19 protein-coding genes and 1 other annotated feature are annotated in these 18314 nt (G+C 47.4%); of the genes, 4 read left to right on the plus strand and 15 right to left on the minus strand.

The genetic code is table 11. The annotated features are described in order from the left end of the window. From C7R94_RS20700 to C7R94_RS20725, 6 genes are all read right to left on the minus strand, one after another. The coding region (locus tag C7R94_RS20700) for a cache domain-containing protein (RefSeq protein ID WP_199197949.1) at positions 1-889 on the minus strand (889 nt) is incomplete at its 3' end. A 146-nt stretch (positions 890-1035) separates the two neighbouring features. Next, the gene (gene thrS / locus C7R94_RS20705) at positions 1036-2949 is read right to left on the minus strand and encodes a threonine--tRNA ligase (protein WP_047070955.1); all 1914 of its coding nucleotides are present in this window, start codon (positions 2947-2949) and stop codon (positions 1036-1038) included. A gap of 60 nt (positions 2950-3009) precedes the next feature. Further along, positions 3010-3246 (minus strand) — a binding site (T-box leader). 25 nt (positions 3247-3271) lie between these two features. Further along, positions 3272-4192 (minus strand): putative sporulation protein YtxC, encoded by a 921-nt coding sequence (gene ytxC, locus C7R94_RS20710; RefSeq protein WP_106784244.1) that lies wholly within the window; start codon positions 4190-4192, stop codon positions 3272-3274. Positions 4193-4370: 178 nt separating this feature from the next. Beyond that, positions 4371-5477 carry a cyclic dehypoxanthinyl futalosine synthase gene (gene mqnC / locus C7R94_RS20715; RefSeq protein ID WP_047070951.1) on the minus strand — a complete coding sequence of 369 codons (1107 nt, stop codon included), beginning with the start codon at positions 5475-5477 and terminating at the stop codon, positions 4371-4373. 146 nt (positions 5478-5623) lie between these two features. Then, positions 5624-5848, minus strand: a complete 225-nt coding sequence (locus C7R94_RS20720) for a hypothetical protein (RefSeq protein ID WP_047070950.1) — start codon at positions 5846-5848, stop codon at positions 5624-5626. Positions 5849-5976: 128 nt separating this feature from the next. Beyond that, a complete protein-coding gene (locus tag C7R94_RS20725) occupies positions 5977-6408 on the minus strand; it encodes a hypothetical protein (RefSeq protein ID WP_106784246.1) in 432 nt (143 codons plus the stop codon). A gap of 189 nt (positions 6409-6597) precedes the next feature. Here C7R94_RS20725 and C7R94_RS20730 point away from each other — a divergent pair, with 189 nt between their 5' ends. Further along, on the plus strand, positions 6598-7164 hold the full coding sequence (locus C7R94_RS20730; RefSeq protein WP_106784248.1) for a YqaA family protein: 567 nt from the start codon (positions 6598-6600) through the stop codon (positions 7162-7164). Between the two features lie 51 nt (positions 7165-7215). Here the strand turns inward: C7R94_RS20730 and C7R94_RS20735 are convergent, their stop codons facing one another. The 3 genes from C7R94_RS20735 to C7R94_RS20745 are packed head-to-tail and all read right to left on the minus strand — an operon-like array spanning position 7216 to position 11008. Further along, positions 7216-9027: an acyl-CoA dehydrogenase family protein gene (locus C7R94_RS20735; RefSeq protein ID WP_106784251.1), complete on the minus strand. Its 1812-nt coding sequence runs from the start codon at positions 9025-9027 to the stop codon at positions 7216-7218. Next, positions 9024-10595 (minus strand): class I adenylate-forming enzyme family protein, encoded by a 1572-nt coding sequence (locus C7R94_RS20740; protein ID WP_106784253.1) that lies wholly within the window; start codon positions 10593-10595, stop codon positions 9024-9026. Before C7R94_RS20740 ends, C7R94_RS20735 begins: the two co-directional genes overlap by 4 nt. Continuing rightward, positions 10592-11008 carry a MerR family transcriptional regulator gene (locus C7R94_RS20745; RefSeq protein ID WP_106784256.1) on the minus strand — a complete coding sequence of 139 codons (417 nt, stop codon included), beginning with the start codon at positions 11006-11008 and terminating at the stop codon, positions 10592-10594. The genes C7R94_RS20740 and C7R94_RS20745 overlap by 4 nt, the downstream gene beginning before the upstream one ends. A gap of 168 nt (positions 11009-11176) precedes the next feature. Between C7R94_RS20745 and C7R94_RS20750 the strand changes: the two genes are divergently transcribed. From C7R94_RS20750 to C7R94_RS20760, 3 genes are all read left to right on the plus strand, one after another. Then, positions 11177-11599, plus strand: coding sequence for a cell wall hydrolase (locus tag C7R94_RS20750; RefSeq protein WP_047070944.1), 423 nt, complete (start codon positions 11177-11179; stop codon positions 11597-11599). A 32-nt stretch (positions 11600-11631) separates the two neighbouring features. Then, complete coding sequence (gene gerQ, locus C7R94_RS20755; RefSeq protein ID WP_106784258.1) at positions 11632-12084, plus strand: spore coat protein GerQ; 453 nt, start codon at positions 11632-11634, stop codon at positions 12082-12084. Between the two features lie 126 nt (positions 12085-12210). Further along, entirely contained in the window at positions 12211-12528 is a 318-nt protein-coding gene (locus C7R94_RS20760; RefSeq protein ID WP_047070940.1) for a hypothetical protein, read from the plus strand. Here C7R94_RS20760 and C7R94_RS20765 read toward each other — a convergent pair. From C7R94_RS20765 to C7R94_RS20785, 6 genes are all read right to left on the minus strand, one after another. Next, positions 12525-13667 carry a DUF2087 domain-containing protein gene (locus C7R94_RS20765; RefSeq protein ID WP_106784260.1) on the minus strand — a complete coding sequence of 381 codons (1143 nt, stop codon included), beginning with the start codon at positions 13665-13667 and terminating at the stop codon, positions 12525-12527. The genes C7R94_RS20760 and C7R94_RS20765 overlap by 4 nt on opposite strands. Before the next feature lie 116 nt (positions 13668-13783). Then, the gene (locus C7R94_RS20770) at positions 13784-14260 is read right to left on the minus strand and encodes a PilZ domain-containing protein (RefSeq protein ID WP_047070938.1); all 477 of its coding nucleotides are present in this window, start codon (positions 14258-14260) and stop codon (positions 13784-13786) included. A 77-nt stretch (positions 14261-14337) separates the two neighbouring features. Beyond that, entirely contained in the window at positions 14338-14511 is a 174-nt protein-coding gene (locus C7R94_RS30350) for a hypothetical protein (protein ID WP_197242960.1), read from the minus strand. A gap of 91 nt (positions 14512-14602) precedes the next feature. Next, positions 14603-15853, minus strand: a complete 1251-nt coding sequence (locus tag C7R94_RS20775) for a GNAT family N-acetyltransferase (RefSeq protein WP_106784263.1) — start codon at positions 15851-15853, stop codon at positions 14603-14605. A 147-nt stretch (positions 15854-16000) separates the two neighbouring features. Beyond that, a complete protein-coding gene (locus C7R94_RS20780) occupies positions 16001-17437 on the minus strand; it encodes an MDR family MFS transporter (protein WP_106784265.1) in 1437 nt (478 codons plus the stop codon). A 155-nt stretch (positions 17438-17592) separates the two neighbouring features. Then, a complete protein-coding gene (locus tag C7R94_RS20785; RefSeq protein ID WP_106784267.1) occupies positions 17593-18222 on the minus strand; it encodes an NUDIX hydrolase in 630 nt (209 codons plus the stop codon). Positions 18223-18314 lie beyond the last annotated feature (92 nt).

The raw sequence follows: 18314 nt of genomic DNA on the forward strand, positions 1-18314 counted from the left end.
CTTCAGCCGAGAGTTCAGCTTTTTCAATAAACGAAATATATTTCCAGCCAGTTTTTTCTGAAGTAAAGACGTTCGCCAAATACTCAGTATCGTTCATCGTGACTGCAAAGCTGCTGGAGGTATTCTCAGTGATAGTAGCCAATTCAGGAATTTGCGTATCTTTCAGGTTTTTCGAATTGAGTTCGGGGTTCTTGGGATTAGCCAAAATCGTTCCGTCTTTGCCAACCAGCATGAGATAACCTGTTTTCCCAATCTTAATTTCTTTCAAAATGTCAGTTAGCCCTTTTAAACTCACATCCAGTCCAACAACGCCCAGTGGTTCACCCTTGTTATCCTTTAGCATCGTTACGTTACTGATTACGATACTGTTGTCACCCAAATAGAGATAAGGATCTGTCGTAATCACTTTTCCGGGATTCCCCATTGGGTTTTTGTACCAATCTCTTGTACGCGGATCGTAATTCGCAATGACATCATCTGTCGGCCACTGTATGTATCCTCCGTATTTGGTCGCCAAATAAATAAATGCAGTATTCGGATGAGAATCGACAAATCGCAGGAAATCTTGAAAAATAGCTGCCTCTACCCCGCCATTTTGCAGTGGGGTATGCTTGGTTTTGGTTGGTTTGTCCATATACGTCGTGATGGTGTTATCTGCACTTTTCAGTAAGGGACTGCTTGCTATCAGGTTGACGTTTTCACGAATCGAGTCGAAATACAAGTTAATCGCGTTGTCTACCTGAGCCACTTCTTTTGTCGAGGATTCAATAAAATAAGACTGGATTCGCTCCTCCATACTGACATATACAAATGAGCTAATCACCCCAATCGGGATTAAAATAATGGCAAGAAATGCTGCTATCAGTCTTTGCTTAATGCTTACCCGCATGCGAATCCCCCGCTGTTCTTCTTGATGTCGATAAGTTACTTACTCTACATCCTTTTCCCGTTCTCTTTTCCAAGTAAACGTATCAAGTAAGCATATATTAAAAAAAGCCGCCCGAAGCTTCAGGACGGCTCTACTTCTAAACATTTTTACTTCATTTCATTGATTTCAGCGCGGATTTTTTCTACAAACGCATCCACTGTCATCGCGCCTTCATCGCCCACTCCGCGTTTGCGGACGGACAGTGTACCGTCAGCCACCTCTTTTTCACCGATGACCAGCATGTACGGGATTTTTTCAACTTGTGCTTCACGGATTTTGTAGCCGATTTTCTCATTGCGGCCATCCAGCTCTACACGAATGCCAGCTTGTTGCAGTTTTTCTCTTACTTGTTCTGCATATGGCATGTGCACTTCGCTGATGTTCATGATGCGTGCTTGGATTGGTGTCAGCCAAATCGGGAATGCACCTGCGTAGTGCTCGATCAGGATACCAATAAAGCGCTCCATGGAGCCGTACATCGCACGGTGCAAAACAACTGGACGATGCTTCTCGTTGTCTTGACCAACATAAGTCAGGTCAAATTTCTCTGGCATTTGGAAGTCCAGCTGGATCGTTCCGCATTGGTGACGGCGTTTCAGCGCGTCGGTAATTTGGAAGTCGATCTTCGGTCCGTAGAACGCACCGTCTCCATCTTTGATTTCATATGCCATGCCAAGCTCTTCCAACACTGTTTTCAGAGAGCTTTCTGCTGCTTCCCACAGCTCATCAGAGCCCATGGAATCTTCCGGACGAGTGGACAGAGCCACGCTGTATTCGAAACCAAATACTTTGTAGATGCTGTCAATCAAAGTGATCATGCCTTTGATTTCGCTCGCGATCTGATCAGGACGGACAAATACGTGCGCGTCATCCTGGCAGAAGGTGCGCACCCGCAGCATTCCATTCAATGCCCCGGAGTACTCATGGCGGTGAACTTGCCCGAACTCGGAGTAACGGATCGGCAGGTCGCGGTAAGAATGCATCTCGTTTTTATAGATCAGCATGTGACCTGGGCAGTTCATTGGCTTCAAGGCGTAAGTCGCGTTGTCTACTTCAGAGAAGTACATGTTCTCTTTGTAGTGATCCCAGTGACCGGATTCTTTCCAAAGACGCTCGTTCATGAGGAACGGAGAGCGAACTTCTGTGTATTGTGCCAATTGTTGCAGACGGCGGGAGAATTGCTCCAGCTCGTTGCGAACAGTGAAGCCTTTTGGCAGATAGAACGGCATACCCGGTGCTTCCTCGGAGAACATGAACAGGCCCAGTTCTTTACCCAATTTGCGGTGATCGCGCTTTTTCGCTTCTTCGATGAAGTGGAGATATTCATCCATGTCTGCTTTTTTCGGCCAAGCTGTACCGTATACGCGTTGCAGAACTTGGTTTTCTGCTTTTCCGCGCCAGTATGCACCTGCCACGCTCATCAGCTTAAATGCTTTGATGTAGCCAGTAGACGGCAAGTGCGGTCCTCGACAGAGGTCGAAAAATTCGCCTTGCTCATACAGTGTGATAGTCGCATCCTCTGGCAGGTCGCGAATCAGCTCCAGCTTCAGGTGATCGTTCAGCTCTTGGAAAATCGCAGTCGCTTCTTCGCGGCTTACAACTTTGCGACGAATTGGCAGATCTTCCTTCACGATTTTTTCCATTTCTGCTTCGATTTTGCCCAAATCCTCTGGGGAAAGGGAAACCGGAATATCCATGTCGTAGTAGAAGCCATCTTCGATCACAGGACCGATTCCGAACTTCACTTCAGCGCCGTAAATGCGTTTTACCGCTTGAGCGAGCAAGTGAGCTGTACTGTGGCGGTATACTTCCAACCCATCGGCAGAATCGAGGGTAACGATTTCAATCGCTGCGTCATCTGTGAGTTCTGTGTACAGATCGACAACCTTGCCGTCTTTTTTACCAGCTACTGCCTTTTTCTTCAGGCTAGAGCTAATGGAGCCTGCGATGTCTTCGATAGTAATCCCAGCGTCGTATTGACGAACGGCTCCATCTGGGAAAGTAACATGAATTTGTGCCACTGTGGATTCTTCCTTCCTGTATCTTGTTTGGTTGAGAAAATAAAAAAACACTCATCCCCAAAAAGGGACGAGTGTGTTCTCGCGGTACCACCCTACTTCAAGTCTGTTCACAAAAACAGACTCCTTCATTCCATGTAACGGTATTTAACCGGCATACCGATAATAAAAGCCTACGCTTCGTTCCCGGCAGCTACTCGAAGGTGGTAGATCAATAACAGTTCGCAGCGAGCTTCCAGCCTGTGGCCCGCCTCTCTATAGCGTCCTTACTATTGTCCGTGTCCTTCTCATCGTATTTATAAGCGATGTAAAGTTGTTGTTGCTATTATAGTTTAGAGGGATTATTCCCGTCAAGTACACGTCGCTCGGATAGGCAAAGCGAGCAAGAGTGGCAAGTAATGAGCCGACCGTCAAAAATACTGCGGATCGTCTGTACAAGCCCAGGCTTTTCCGAAGCCATATGGAGCACGATACTCTCAGGAGCCAGTGTAACCAAAGCACTGACCAAATAATCCTCGTCCCTGCATTTTTGTTCGTCCATGTTCAGAACGGTATCTAACTGTTCAAGCCAAAGACGATCCCCTTTTTTATCATAAAGATGGAAAGGTTTGTCCACACTAGGAACGACATGAACGATTTCCTGCTTAGTTTCCTGTACAGCAATGAAATAGCGCAACAGCTCGACAAACTCTTGGTATTGCTTGTCTTCCAGATATTCATCAATGCCAGTTTCCACAAGTTCGAACAGTTCGTTCCAATGCTCCTGCAATCGAAACCGGACGAAGCCCAAGACATTAATCGTTCGCTCCCACTCCAGATAGGTGAAAACTTTGCGATATACATTTGCCTTGCGTGTGGTAGCCGTTAACAACTCCCTGCCATCCAGCTCTACTTCTTCGCACATGCGTTGAATATAAGGAAATATCTCCGCCCACTCGGTTTCCATCTGTTCGGCAGCGAGTAAGTCAGCGGCCATTTCTTCCATAATTCTCGGTTCCCTCACCTGAATGACCCATTCGGCTAATGTAAGAGCAACGAAGGCTCTCGCCCACTCGATGGTCTGCGCGTCATACTCACTCTCACACCAGCTTTGAAAGTAGAACAAGAGGTATCCATTCTCTTCTTGCTCCCTGTATGTAATGCGCACCGGTGCAGTGTTGACCCGCTCCGTCATCTCATTTACGATAGCCCGATAGGTGTCACAATGCTCAGGGACATTCTCCAGCAATACGCGAAACGTCTGCATAACCATCCCCCCAACCGCCATTGTAGTTACAGTATATGTCCCGTCAGGAGCGATATACTTTTAAACGGTTGGAAACTCAGGGAAGGTTGCAGGTAAAAAATTCCTGATTAAAAACCAAAAAACGCTTCCCTGCCGATTTCCCTTTGTTAAGGGGATCAGAGAAGCGTTTAGAGGTTTTTTAGTTTTGCATGACAAAATCACGTTCTGCCATCTCGCCGTCTTTGAAAACGCGCAGAATGTCATACTGTGTATTGCGCTGTGCAGGAATTTTGCCTGCGCCGCGAATGAGCTCCAATATTTGGTTCGTGTTGACCTTGTACGTACATGCCGCTGCGGAAACAACGTTTTCTTCCATCATCGTTTGGCCGAAATCGTTCGCTCCGTAAGAGAGAGAAAGCTGACCGTAATGCGGGCCCATCGTCACCCAGGAAGATTGGAAGTTTTCGATATTATCCAGCATCAAGCGGCTAATTGCCAGTGTTTTCAAGTATTCCTCTGGCGTGTTGTTGACAGCCTTCATATTGGTGTTGTCCGGTTGGAATGTCCAGACGATGAACGCTTTGAATCCGCCTGTCTCATCTTGTGCATCGCGAATGCGCAACAGAGAAAGTACGCGCTCCTCCATCTCTTCCCCAAAACCAATAACCATTGTAGCTGTACCAGGCAAGCCTGCACGGTGTGCGGCTTTTTGGGTATCAATCCAGTCAGTCCAAGAGCCCTTCAATCGGGAAATCTTGCGACGTGTACGGTCATCGAGGATTTCGCCACCCGCTCCCGGCAAGGAATCCAGACCCGCTGCCTTCAGTTCTTTCAGGACTTCCTCGACAGACATGTTGGAAACTTCCGCAATTTTCATTACTTCCGCTACAGACAGAGAGTGCATCGTAATCTGCGGGAAGCGTTCTTTGATCGCCCGCAAGAGGTCGGTGTAATAATCCAGCTTCAGATCGGGATTGGTACCGCCTTGCATCAGGATTTCCGTACCGCCAACGTCCACGGTCTCCTGAATTTTTTGGAAAATAGTCTCTCTGGGAAGAACGTATCCTTCAGAGGAGCCTGGGCGACGATAAAAGGCACAAAAACGGCAATACGTGTCACATACGTTCGTGTAATTGACGTTGCGACTGATGACAAAGGTCGCAATCGGTTCTGGATGATGCTTCTGCATGACCAGATTGGCGTAATGTCCGATCTTTTCGATTTCATTGCTCGCAAACAAAGCCAGACCGTCTTCGAGACCCAGTCGTTCACCTGCGAGAGCACGTTCCAATATAGAATCGATCATAAGGATCACTCCTTGTACCATACGTAAATTCCATCCCACATCATAACACAATACCGGGACATCGGCTATAGCTCGAGGTGCTGGCAGATACGCTGCCATACGCGAAAAAACCCTGCAAGAGACAGGGTTTGGAATCGCAATAATTCTTATTGTTCTTCATATCCGATCTGTTCGTACACTTCTGGTTCCCAGTAAATCACGGTTTGTGCGAGTGGCAAATTCGTTTCGCGCGCTCCGTTTGGCTGGCCATTAAAATAGATGATTTCTGTTATGGAGACCCGATCACCACGTACGTCAATTTCCCCTGATAATTGCAAGCTAGTCCCGTTTGGTGCATAGAAAACGACTTTTCCCGAACCCAATGTTTTCATTGGTTCCTCCCATGATGTTTGTCCTGTTTCCCTACATTTTAGTGGATAATCTTTCCTAGCGTCAATGAAAAACAAGGACTTCATTACCAATATTCGACCTAGGATAAGCTCATTGGAACACTCATTTTTTATTTTGAAACCGTCTGCGTAACTTCATGATGCTCCCGATTAAAATATATCTTCGATTGTTTGTTGTGGGTCACCACCAAAAGAAGGGTTACATACACGATGGCGATCAAGAAAGTTCCATTGCTTATATCCAGTAAAATCGCCAAACTTATGCAGACAATCGACGATTTTAGTAACCTCATCTGTATGAAGAAGAACAATAAAGTGGTGATGATCAGCGGAAACATTAATCTTCCTTGCATTCTCCCTAACACGTAGCTTTGATCCAACATATCTTCTGGCATCGTCACCACGTTGAAAACCATTTTACTGGCCCAGTGGCTCAAGTTCATCGGATCTGCCTGTGAAACCACAAAATAGAGGCCTCCCAATACGATGACTTGTAACAGCATAAACCCTTGAATGACTTTGATAGATAATGGCATTTTCATTTAACAAATATCCCTTTCGTCATGACATTCCACACCCACTTATGATCGGGATATTTTGGAAACTACTTAATGAGTCAATCGTCCTATTTCCTCATTTTTCCTTCCGGTATCTTACTTCCGTTGTGGTCTTTCTTTGGACAAACTGGCATAAGATGGCTACAATAGAAAAAACCTCGTAAGGAGATGCTCATGCTCGAACATATCACACAGCTATTTATGCAATATGGGATGTGGGGACTCGCAGCCATGGCATTTTTGGACTCATTTATTAGTCCGATTCCTCCGTTTTTTATGCAAATTGCGATGAGTCTGCTCGATCCAGACTCAGCGATTCAGTTTGCTACAGTAGCTTTTACTGCTTCCGTCCTCGGCGCCCCCATCGGATTTTTGTTGGGGAAATGGCTGGGAAAACCGCTTTTGCACAAGATTCTCCCTGAAAAATGGGTTATCGTAGCGACGGAAAAATTCGCAAAAAACGGGGATGCTGCCGTATTGATTGGAGCTTTTACCCCCATTCCTTTCAAGGTTTTCACTGTGCTCTCTGGCGTATTCAATTACTCGCTGACCAAGCTCATGTTTTATGCGATCATTGGGCGCGGATTAAAGTTTTATCTGATTGGCACCTTGTTTTATTTATACGGAAAACACGCAAAAGTTCTGATCGACGAATACTTTGAGATCACGCTGCTGGCGGTCGCAAGCGTAGTTGCTGCGATCTGGTTTATTTGGAGCATTCGCCGCAAACGGTATGCGTAAAAATCATAAGCGCCTTAGCCACCCAAAAAGTGGTCTAACGGCGCTTTTTGATTATCGGGTCGGAACAATACCAGACTGTTGGGCCCACTCTTCTACGCTGACAGACTGATACTCCACCAGTTGGGTGAAGAATTGTACATCTAGCAAAGAATCAGCTTGTATCCCCCGCTTTTCTTGTGAATGGAAATGCTTTTTTGCATACAGCTTTGCCAAAATGTATTTCCGGGCATTTCCCTCACGTGTCACCTGATCCTCTGCTTCACTGACGATGCATGATAAGGTGTACAAATCTACCATATGATCCGCGAGCGTTTTTAATTTGTACGTTACATAATCATGGGTCTGTTGCATGAGATAGGCGATATTTTCCTCCAGAATGGCCAATTGCGTCCGAATCAACTCGGCGTACGGCTGTGAAAAGGCATGCTTCCAGCCAGCTATGCGCTCCCGAAGCAACCGGCTAAACACTTCGTGGCTGTTTTCTTTTTGCATCACACGCAAAATATCGAGTGCCAGTATATTCGAGGTGCCCTCCCATACGGTCAAAACTTGCGCATCACGCAACAGACGCGGCGTCACGTATTCCTCGATATAGCCGTTACCGCCATGAATTTCAATTGCGGTATGGGTCGATTCGACAGCCTCTTCCCCTGTACGGTATTTCAGCAAAGGAATCAGCAGGCGGGCAAGCGCGTTATCCTCTTTGCTCGCAGAATGAGACTGCAAGCGATCATAGACAGCAATCATATCAAACACCGCACCCGTGCTGACCTCCGTATCCAATAAGAGGCTCACAAGCATTTCTTTTACCATCGGGTACTGATCGATTGGCTTCCCGAATGCACGACGTTGCTCAGCATAATACCTCGCTTCGTAAAAAGCACGACGCATGATCCCAATCGAAGCAATCGCGTTGCAAATACGCGAGAGATTCAGGGCTTCTGCCATGTACTTGAAGCCGTTCTGTGGCTCCCCAATTAAATAACCCTCTGCCCCGTTCAACAGTATCTCCGCAGAGGGTACGGCGTTGACTCCCAGCTTATCCTTCAAGCGGCGTACCTGGATATGGTTGCGCTCATTGTCAGGCTTTATCCAAGGCACCAAAAACAGTCCGAGCCCTTTTGTCCCCGGTTTCTCTTCATCGATTCTCGCCAAAACAATGGCAACAAATGCTCCAGCATTGCTCGCAAAAAACTTTTCTCCTGTCAATCGATACACACCCGACCGACCCGCTACTGGCTCTGCTACAGTCAAATTCGCACCCACATCAGAACCGCCCTGTCTCTCGGTCAGCCAAGTAGCTCCTTCATACAAGCGAGTGCGATCGCGAGAGATCAATCCTGACAGGTACTGCTCCTTTTGTTCTTCGCTGCCATAGCGATCAAGTAAATAAGCGACTGACATTGACAAAGTGACAGGGCAATAGAAGCCCGGCTCAGACTGACTCACGAGATAGCCCATGAAAAAAGAATAGCTGTAAGGCGCTTTTCTCCCCAACTCAGGAATGTCTTGATACAAATAGCTGACGATGCCTGCTCCGTAAACCTCTGCTACTGTTTCCTTGTAGCCTTCATTGGTAATAATCTCGGAAATATCCTCGCCCAGCCGATTGTACTTTCTCAATCTTGGCTTACCTTCTCTGTCTGTATAGGCCGCACGCTCATCGATGGGTCCTGCCACTTGGGCGCCTAGCCAGCTCAACTGCTGTCTGGCCCATTCTTGCATGGAGGCAGGGAGATAACGTTCCAGCAAGTAATCCAGGTTGAGATCTGCTTTGAAAAAGTTTTGTTCCTGTGGCGTACGCGGGTGCGGGATGTTGTCGCTGTAAGTACGCTGATCAATGCTCGTTTGCAAATCACTCATCGCAGCTCCACTTCCTTTTGGAAGCTGACATCACGCAATACATGCTTCAAGACTTTTCCGCTCGTGTTCCGAGGCAAAGCAGGAACGATATTCACCTGTCGGGGGCGCTTGTAATCGGCGAGTTGACCGCGCAAAAAGCCTTGGATTTCCTCTAGCCAATCTCGGTTGGTATCGACTCCTGATTTCAGCACCACATACGCCGTAATCGTCTCGCCCCACTCAGAATGAGGCAAACCAACAACAGCTACCTCGCCAATCGACGGATGACGCTCTAACAGCTGCTCGATTTCCTTGGGGTAGACGTTTACCCCACCCGTGATCATCACGTCTTTTTTGCGATCAATCATCCACAGAAATCCATCCTCATCCACTCGTACAATATCGCCAGTGTACACCCAACCATCGCGTATGGTTTCTGCTGTAGCCTCTGGATTGTTGTAGTATCCTTTCATTGTCCCTTCCCCGCGCAAGCGAATTTCGCCCACTTCGCCACTGGCGCATCGCTTTCCTTGCTCGTCTACGACCTCCATTTCAACGAACAATACACCACGATTGCCTATACTGCCGATTTTGTCCGGATACTCTCGGTGCAAGAGACACATTCCCGTCGGCCCTGCCTCTGTCAAGCCGTAAACGCACGCCAGTTTATCGCGTCCATAAGCTTCTTCCATGAGCAAAGCCATCTCTTTGGACAGCGGAGCCCCGCCATACATCCAATATTCGATGGAAGACAAATCGTACGACGCAAACTCAGGATGCTTCATCGTCAGCAAATACGCCACTGGCGCTCCGAAGAAATGCGTAATCCGATGCTGCTGCACCAACTCCAAAAGAAGCTGCGGCGAGAAGGTCAGGGCCATTACCTGGGTGGCGCCAAGCATGAGCCCTGCAATGAAAAAGAGGTGGAGGGGAGCCGAATGACTCAGCGGCATCAAATGCAAAATGCGAGAACGATGTGTCATCGTCAGTTCAATCGACATCATTTTCGCGACAGTCAATAAGCTTCTATGTGTATAAAGCACCCCTTTAGGGCGTCCAGTCGTGCCAGATGTATAGAGGATGCTGACCTCACTATCTTCGTTCATGTTCACCAAATACGGCCAAGATGAAAGCGCATTCACATTATCGAAAGACATGTCATTGGCATCCCAGTCAGCAATGCCATGCCAATTCCCTTGACTCGTTCCTGTTTTGATTGCTACAAGCTGCGGCGTCTGGAGGACCCACTCATTCACGATAGGCACGAGGGCATCATGAACAAGAAGTGCCTTGGCTCCGGCGTGTTCACATATATATCGTACTTCTTCTTGGGTTGAGCGTGCATTGATCGGCACGACGAGGGCACCACTGCGAATGACGGCAACGTAAAAAATGGCAAACTCCGGACAATTGGGCATCAGCATGACGACCCGATCCCCTTGCTCGATGCCAAGCTCTCGCAAATAGCAAGCCCACTGCGTAGAGCGTGTATCCCACTGGGAATAGCTGACCTCTATATCTCCTGCAACCAGAGCGGGCTTGTCAGGGTATTTCCTTCCGTTTGCTGCGAGCAGAGCTGATACGTTCATCGTTTCTCCTCCTCATTTTCTTCAAGCAATTTTTGTTCAAAGTTTTGCTTGTAGACGAGAATGTCTTCTCTCAGTTGTCGGAGTTCCATGATTTTCTCGTCGATCTCAGCCAGCTTTTGGTTGCCGTACTCAATCGTTCGTAAAAGCTGCGCACGACCTGTACGGTCCTCGTCGAACAGCTCAATCATCTCGCGAATCTGATCCAGCGAAAATCCGAAGCGCTTCCCTCGTAGAATGAGCCGCAGCCTGGTACGATCCTTGCAGTTATAGTGCCTGCTTCCCTTCTCTGTCCGACTGGGAAAAATCAAGCCTAGCTCTTCGTAGTACCGAATCGTTCTGGTGCTGACATCTAATTGTTCAGCAAGGTCAGAGATGGTCCACGAGTCTTCCTTCTGTATTCCTTCTCTGCTCATGTCCAGCGCCCCTTACTTACATTTATAAAATTCTAAATTTACCGAATAAAATGATTGTAACTGCCGTTTACGTAAACGTCAACTTGATGAAAAATTTATCGGGCCAATCACCAATCTATTATTCGCCCATATATTGTTATTGTGATTTTTGGGGAAGGAGGTGAAGCAATGGCCGTCATCAAAGCGAACTCCAGAGATGTCGATATGCTTGCCAGACTGATTCGAGCTGAAGCTGAGGGTGAAGGTGAGTTGGGCATGTTGATGGTTGGCAACGTTGGGGTAAATCGGATTTTAGGTAACTGCCTTGACTTCAAAAACATTCGCAGCATGCGTGACATGGTCTATCAATCTCCGGGAGGATTCGAAGCGGTCCAGAAGCCGTATTTCTATCAACGGACCAGGGAAAAAGAAAGGCGATTGGCACAGCGCGCAGTCAATGGCGAAAAGACCCGTCCGGCTAGCAACGCATTATGGTTCTACCGGCCTGCCGGAAACTGTCCGGCTACCTGGTGGGATCAACAAAACTCCGGTCGCTATAAGGCACACTGCTTCTTCGTTCCAACACCAGCAGATTGTCCACGCGTCTATTAAAAGAATGAGATAGATAAAGGAGCGAGTTCATCATGAGTCAACAAATGCCTTACACTGGTTTCCCTCAACAACAATACGGCTACGACATGTACCCATCCGCACAGTATCCATACGGCATACCTCAGCAACAGCAGCAGATGATTCAGCAGCAGCAACCTCAACTGGTTCCGATGCAACCAAGCGGGTCCTTGATTCCGGGAATGCCCATGACTCCTGGGCAAGTAGCGGAAGAATCGTACATCGAAAACATCCTTCGCCTGAATCGAGGCAAAGTTATTACGGTGTACCAAACATTTGAAAACAACAGCCAATGGAACGCTAAAATTTTCCGCGGCGTCCTCGAAACAGCTGGCCGCGACCACATCATTATCAGCGATCCGCAAACCGGCAAACGCTATTTGCTCCTCATGGTCAACACCGATTATATCACGGCGGATGAGGAGTTGAATTACATCCCTCCTCAGCTTCCAACAGGAGTTCGGTAAAAAACCAAGCACAAAAAGACAGTTTCCTTCGGCTATCCCCGGGGGAGAACTGTCTTTTTGACGTTTATACCATTCCATGCTATTAATGAGTGAGAAACACGAGCGCTTTGTAAAGGATGAGGAAGAGTGGCATTTGGGATTACACGAGACGAACTGAACCGTTGGAAGCAAGCCGTTAGTCGAGGCGAATTGGCATTTCTCACGCATTATTGGCTGGACCCACGTTTTCCTGGAATCAAAACCGTTACAAAAGTAGGCTGTGCCAATTATTCGTTACTGACAGACTGGTGCCTTGCCAACGGACTCGATCCTGTCTACATTCATAACCGGGCACCCTTCCCGCATTTTGATTTACTCGGCGAAAAACAAATCCAGATCTTGCAAAAGGAAGGCCTGTGGGATCACTTGGAGCGCTTCCGCATGCTGGATGATAGACGAGACTAGGACGGATCTTTTTGCACGTGATAGCCTCGATCACCATATGGGGCCAGCTTTTTCATCCATTTATCTTCGAGCTTTTCCAGAGCATCCTTCAGATCAAAATACGGATGGTCTTTCTTTTCAACCTTCTCTAGCACTTCGATTTCGAAAGCGTCCGGACCGTATTTATCCCAGTCTTTTTGCAGCTCACGATTCGGATGCGAGCCATGCTGAAGCATGAACTTTCTACCGTTGATCGTTTTTAGGTTATTCGTGCTGGCGATGAAGACTTTGTCATTTTGCTTGTTCTTAATTTGATAAACGCCTGCATCGGTTTGAACTTCCTTATACATCTGCTTGAGCTCTTGCTTGCGATTCATCTGCTGCGCCCCTCGTTCCTCTCCTTCCTTTTCCACAGCAATCCGCCAGTATTGACTGCCGTCCGCCTGTCTATCCATCAAGCCCACATCCACTAAATATCTCCGCAACGTCACATAATCGTCGTAGAGACCTTCCAAAATCTCATTCACTTCCCGCTCGGTGTAGAAACGATCGATCTCAAATTTTTTAGAAATCTCTTCGAGTAGGATGAGTTTATGCTTTTGCTTGCGCGGGAAGCGCTCCAATCGACCTGATATCCCATTCGGCAAGAATTTCTTTACGATCGCGTCATACTCAGTGACATCGCCATCTTTCGAGGTATTCTTTTGCTTGCTTGATTTGGCATCGTTGGACGATTGATTTTTATCCGCTTCATGCAATAACTCCATCATGACTAGAAACACCTTGGCCTGACGTTCTTTTTCCTTGAGTGCAAACCGGTGATTACGGATCGTCGATGCACTGCCAATTCCCATTTCATTTTGAACCTCGGCGTCTGTCTTGCCCTGGTAAAAGAGGCGAAGCAAATTAACCTGATGATCAGACAAGCCTGTCAATCGTTTATCCAACTGGCTCAAGTAGGTAAAGACAGAACCGTGCGCAACCTCGATGTGATGGCGCATAAAGCGGAAAGCTTCGTACAGGACACCCTCCACTGGATAAATAATTCCTTTTTCCACCTGTTCCCCACAGAGCAGACACATAAAATGTTCGTCTTGTTCGATGTAACCTTGCTTCCATTCTTGTAAAGAAGCGCTCCAAAATGCTTCATGAAGACTCATATATAAACACAACCTTTATTCGTTTGATTTATTATAGATAACTTATCATTGCGTTTATTTTATGTCAAACAAAAAAGCTCTCCGTTGTGTATTCGCACAACAGAAAGCCTTTTTGTCTATGCTTCACTGGCTCGCATCGCAAGACTTGCTTGAGCCAACTCTTTTAAAAATGCCAGGCGATCACCTTTAAAGAAACGTCCCTCTGTTGCTGTCCGTTTCTGCCGATAGCGGATCGCCAGTCGGTTTACCAAGCGATTAATCTCCAGATGTTGTTCCTCTTCCATAGTAAACCGTACAGCGTATTCGTAATAGTCCGTTTCCCACGGAATCGTGCGGACCACATGGCCGTACATTTTCAGAGCCTGTCCGCACAATTCCGTCGCAAACTGCAGAACGAGCTGGTCATTTGCCGGCATTTTGAGATGAGAGAGAAAACGAAGTCCACCTGCCCCGATATCCTCGATCAAAACCTGCGTGCTCCCAATCTCCATGGTTTTCCCTTTGACCAGCACAATGGTCATGTCTGCACAGAGGGCGTATTCTAGGCGTAAACGAAAAAATTCACGTTGATGCCCCTCTGATCTACCTGGCATTGTTTTCTCCTTCTTTCTCTTCTCATAGTGGGTAACGCGCAAAAGAAAGAGCGCCTGTCACCTTGGCGCCTTTCTTTTTATTTTTTGGGCTTTCGGTATCTGATCTCCTGCTCTTTCACCTGAAAGCGATTCCATAATTCTCTCTCATCATGTGTGATGGAATCATGCTTTTCCAGCCGGAAGAGGAGTCTAACGACCGCCCAAACAATCAAAAGAAACGCAAAAAAGATAACCAGTGTTAGAAAGATCATAAAACCTGCCTCCTCCCATTTACTAACAACATATGGGAGGAAGCAAAATAAGATAACCAAATGTGTCAAAAACGTGACGAATTCTTCTTTGCTAAAAGGTTGTCACACTTCTTGGCTTGTCGGAAACAGCAAACAGTCTATCCAAAATGGGAAGCTTTTCTGGTGCATCCAGCTCCAACTGGCCGTATTGATACAGCTTGCGGGCAGTTACTACCCCCATCACGAGTGAGGAAAAATCCGAAATATCAAGCTGCACCGAAACGTCAGACTCCGCTGCCTCTCCTACTTCCGGGCGTCCATCGACAAACTTGATGAGCCATGTTCCTTCATTCTCAGGCAGGAACGAATCGCGAATCGTTAGCTTTACATTCACCGTTTCTGAACCAAAACGGTGGTGGGACAGCTGACGGAAAAATCCCGGCACATCAATGATTCGATACATCAGACCAATTCCGGATACATGGCTCTCATGATAAATGCTCCACAGCAACGAATCCGTTCCATTGCCCGGATCAGATAGCAGCAAGTGAAAATCTTCGTCCGGCGTCGTAAACTCGATCCGTTGAATCTGATCGGCCTGACTCCGCAGGAAAGAGAGTAGTTGTGCAAGTGCTTCGCGGCTCTCATACTGAAGCTCTCTCACTTCTATGTTGTTGACGAGTTTGTTTTTTTCATGAGCGCTCTGGAACTGGAAAGCAAGATAGCCTCCTAGTCTCCCTTCCTTTTTGTAGCCGACGGTAATCATTTCAGGACTATCGAGGAGTCTGTCCCAGTCTCGGTCTGTTGGCTTGATCATGCCATGGGTTTGACGGGCGATTCGATGATAGCATCCAGACAGTTCTTCTTTGTCCTCTTTTCCTATATAGACGATTTTGTCCTTGCCTACAAACGGCAGGCTGGACGGCTTGAACTTGTATTGGTGAACCTTGGTCCCTATTCCAAACCCCATTTGCTTGTAAAAATCTACACGAAACGGATAGAGAGAGACCAGCGAGATTCCCCGCTCCCGATAGCTGGAAAGAAAACCTTGAAGCATCGACATGGCCACTTTTTCCTTTTTATGCAAAAGGTCTACGGCGACTAAACCAATCCCGCCAGTCAAAAGCGGTGTGCCGTGAACATTCATAGGAAAATCATACCACTTCATTATACCCACTAGTTGTCCATCCCGATAGCAGCCGTGGTAGCTGACGTGTGGGTCGTTTTCGATCGTCTCCCTTACACGTTCCGCAAATCGCTGTCTGCTCTCAGTACTCAGAAGATTGCTTCCAGGGTAGCTCATCGCTGCAATCCTAACGACCTCATCGATATCGTCAATGGAAACCGGGCGAATCTCCTCCATCGTCTCATGCACTCCTGTCTGCAAGAAATTGGGCATCTAGGAAAATAGTATCGGATGAATGTCACCGCTGGCAATATGAAGTTTGTATTTTTTGGAAAACTGTAACCAAATATTGAAAAACGCCCGCACTTGGCGGACGTCTTCGAATTAGTGTGTCTGCTTGACTCGGTTTCCTTTTGCGATCAAAAGTGTCAGAACAAAGCTGCCTATCGCAAGCACTAAGGTGCCTGTGAAGACCACATGAACACCGCTAGCCAATAAGTCTCGGATCTGTGCCAACTGTGCCACAGGAATCGATCCGTGTTCAAACGAGGCCCCTAAATTCGTATGACCACTTGCTACAGTCACCATGTTGAACAACATTCCAAATACGGCTGCCCCGAAGGTTTGGCTAAATGTACCCGTGAATGTATTGAGGGCAATGGCCGTCCCCCTCTTGTCGACTGCAACAGACGATTGAATTTTTACCATAACGATCGGGGAAATGAGTCCCATGCCCAAACCAATTGAGCCCACAGCCACATAAATGAGGTATCCCGCTGAGTGAGCGGACAGGAAGCTCAACAATGTTGTCGCTACTGTCAGAACGGCTGTCCCTGCGATAAACAATTGTTCCGCTCGCAGCTTGCCTAACAAGTTCCCGGCAAGGATAGAGCCGATCGTCCAGCAGACCGGCATCGGTGTCAGGACAAAGCCGGCCATCGTCGCACTTTCTCCCAAAACTCCCTGGCTCCAGATCGGCAAGTAAACCACCATGCTAATGACAATTCCATTGGTCAAGAGCGTCAGCAGATTGATCATGGTAACATTTCGATTGGTAAAAAGCGAAAGCGGAATCAGCGGCTCAGGAGATTTCTTCTCCACCGATACAAACACCAGATAGGTCACCAAAGCAAATACGATCAAAGAAATCGTCACTGGACTTGTCCAGGATTGATTCTGGCTACCTGTTAACAAGGCATACAACAAGGCGATGGTTCCGACCGAAAAAATAAGCGCACCCGGATAATCGATATGGCGCTTTTCTTTGACGGCAAGCTTCTCCTTGTACAAAAAGATGAGCATGAAAAACGATACAAGTCCAAAAGGCAAGTTAAGAAAAAAGATATAACGCCACGTCAGTGTATCGACCAAAAATCCTCCGACCAACGGACCCACCACACCGGAAAGTCCCCATACAGCGCTAATCCAGCCCTGCGCTTTTGCTCTGGCAGTCTGCTCCGTGTACAAATCACCGATGATGGTCATCGTAATCGGCATGACTGAACCTGCTCCCAAGCCTTGAATGGCACGGAAAACAATGAGCTGCCACATCGACGTCGCCACTCCACAGAGCGTTGAACCTAATAAAAAGATGCCGATACCGACTAACAATACGTTTTTTCGGCCAAATAAATCAGCCAGCTTGCCGTAAATAGGGGCAGATACGGCAGTGGCAAGCATGTAGATGGCGTATACCCAGCTCACCTGTTCAAAGCCTGCCAAATCACTCGTAATGCGTGGTACGGCTGTACTCACAATCGTTCCTTCCATCGCAGCAAGGAATGTCGAGAGCATTAGGGCAATCATAATCTGAAGTCTCATCTCGATCTCCTCTCTCTATCTACGCATGATCGCGAGCAGTAAAAAAGCATTGTCTAGTATATCACATTAGAGAACGTGTCTTCGCACTCTTTCTCGACCAACGAAAAACCTCGTCTTGTCGATGACAAAGCGAGGCCTTGTTTTTCCGATCAGGGCTATCGATTGGCTGCCCGTAGTTTCACTGCTGCAAACACCTGCTGGTAATAATGCACCTCATGTGGAACAAAGTCAGCTTTGGCCGCGATCATCGCTGTATCCTTCTGCTCTCCATTTTCCGTTAGCAAAAATCCATTCACCTTCATCTCCCCGATCATACCAGCAAACAACCGCTCTAGCTCATGCAGACTGACCCAAAACAACCCCGTGACTTCTTCTTCCTGTACACGGTACTCGCGTAGGGGTTGATCGCATTCATACAAGAATGTATGGCACATTTCCTTATCAATGATGGAGGGGGCAACCATTACATCACGAATCACGCCTAGCTCGTCCAATTCTTCAAAGCGCACGGACAAGCCCAGCTCCTCTTCCAATTCCCGCACGCCGTCACATGGCTGTTCCGAAGCAAGAAGATGACCGGCAGCGGTAATGTCGAGCAAGTTCGGACAAGTATCCTTTTGTGGATGTCTTTTTTGGAATAGCAATTCGATTTGGTTATCTACTGCTCGATAAATCCAGCAGTGAAAGGTTTGGTGCCACAGCCCCAAGCGGTGTACTTCGCTACGCGCTTCTACCCCGATGTGCTGTCCTGTTTCGTCAAATATATCTAGCTGCTCTTCCTGCATTATTTCCACCCCATGACTTGTCTCTTGAGCATTTCTCTTCCCCAAGTTACATTCCCGGTCCAGAGCGTGAATTCCTCTCTATGGACGAAAGA

Source organism: Brevibacillus sp. NRRL NRS-603 (assembly GCF_003013445.1).
GTDB classification, from domain to species: domain Bacteria; phylum Bacillota; class Bacilli; order Brevibacillales; family Brevibacillaceae; genus Brevibacillus; species Brevibacillus formosus.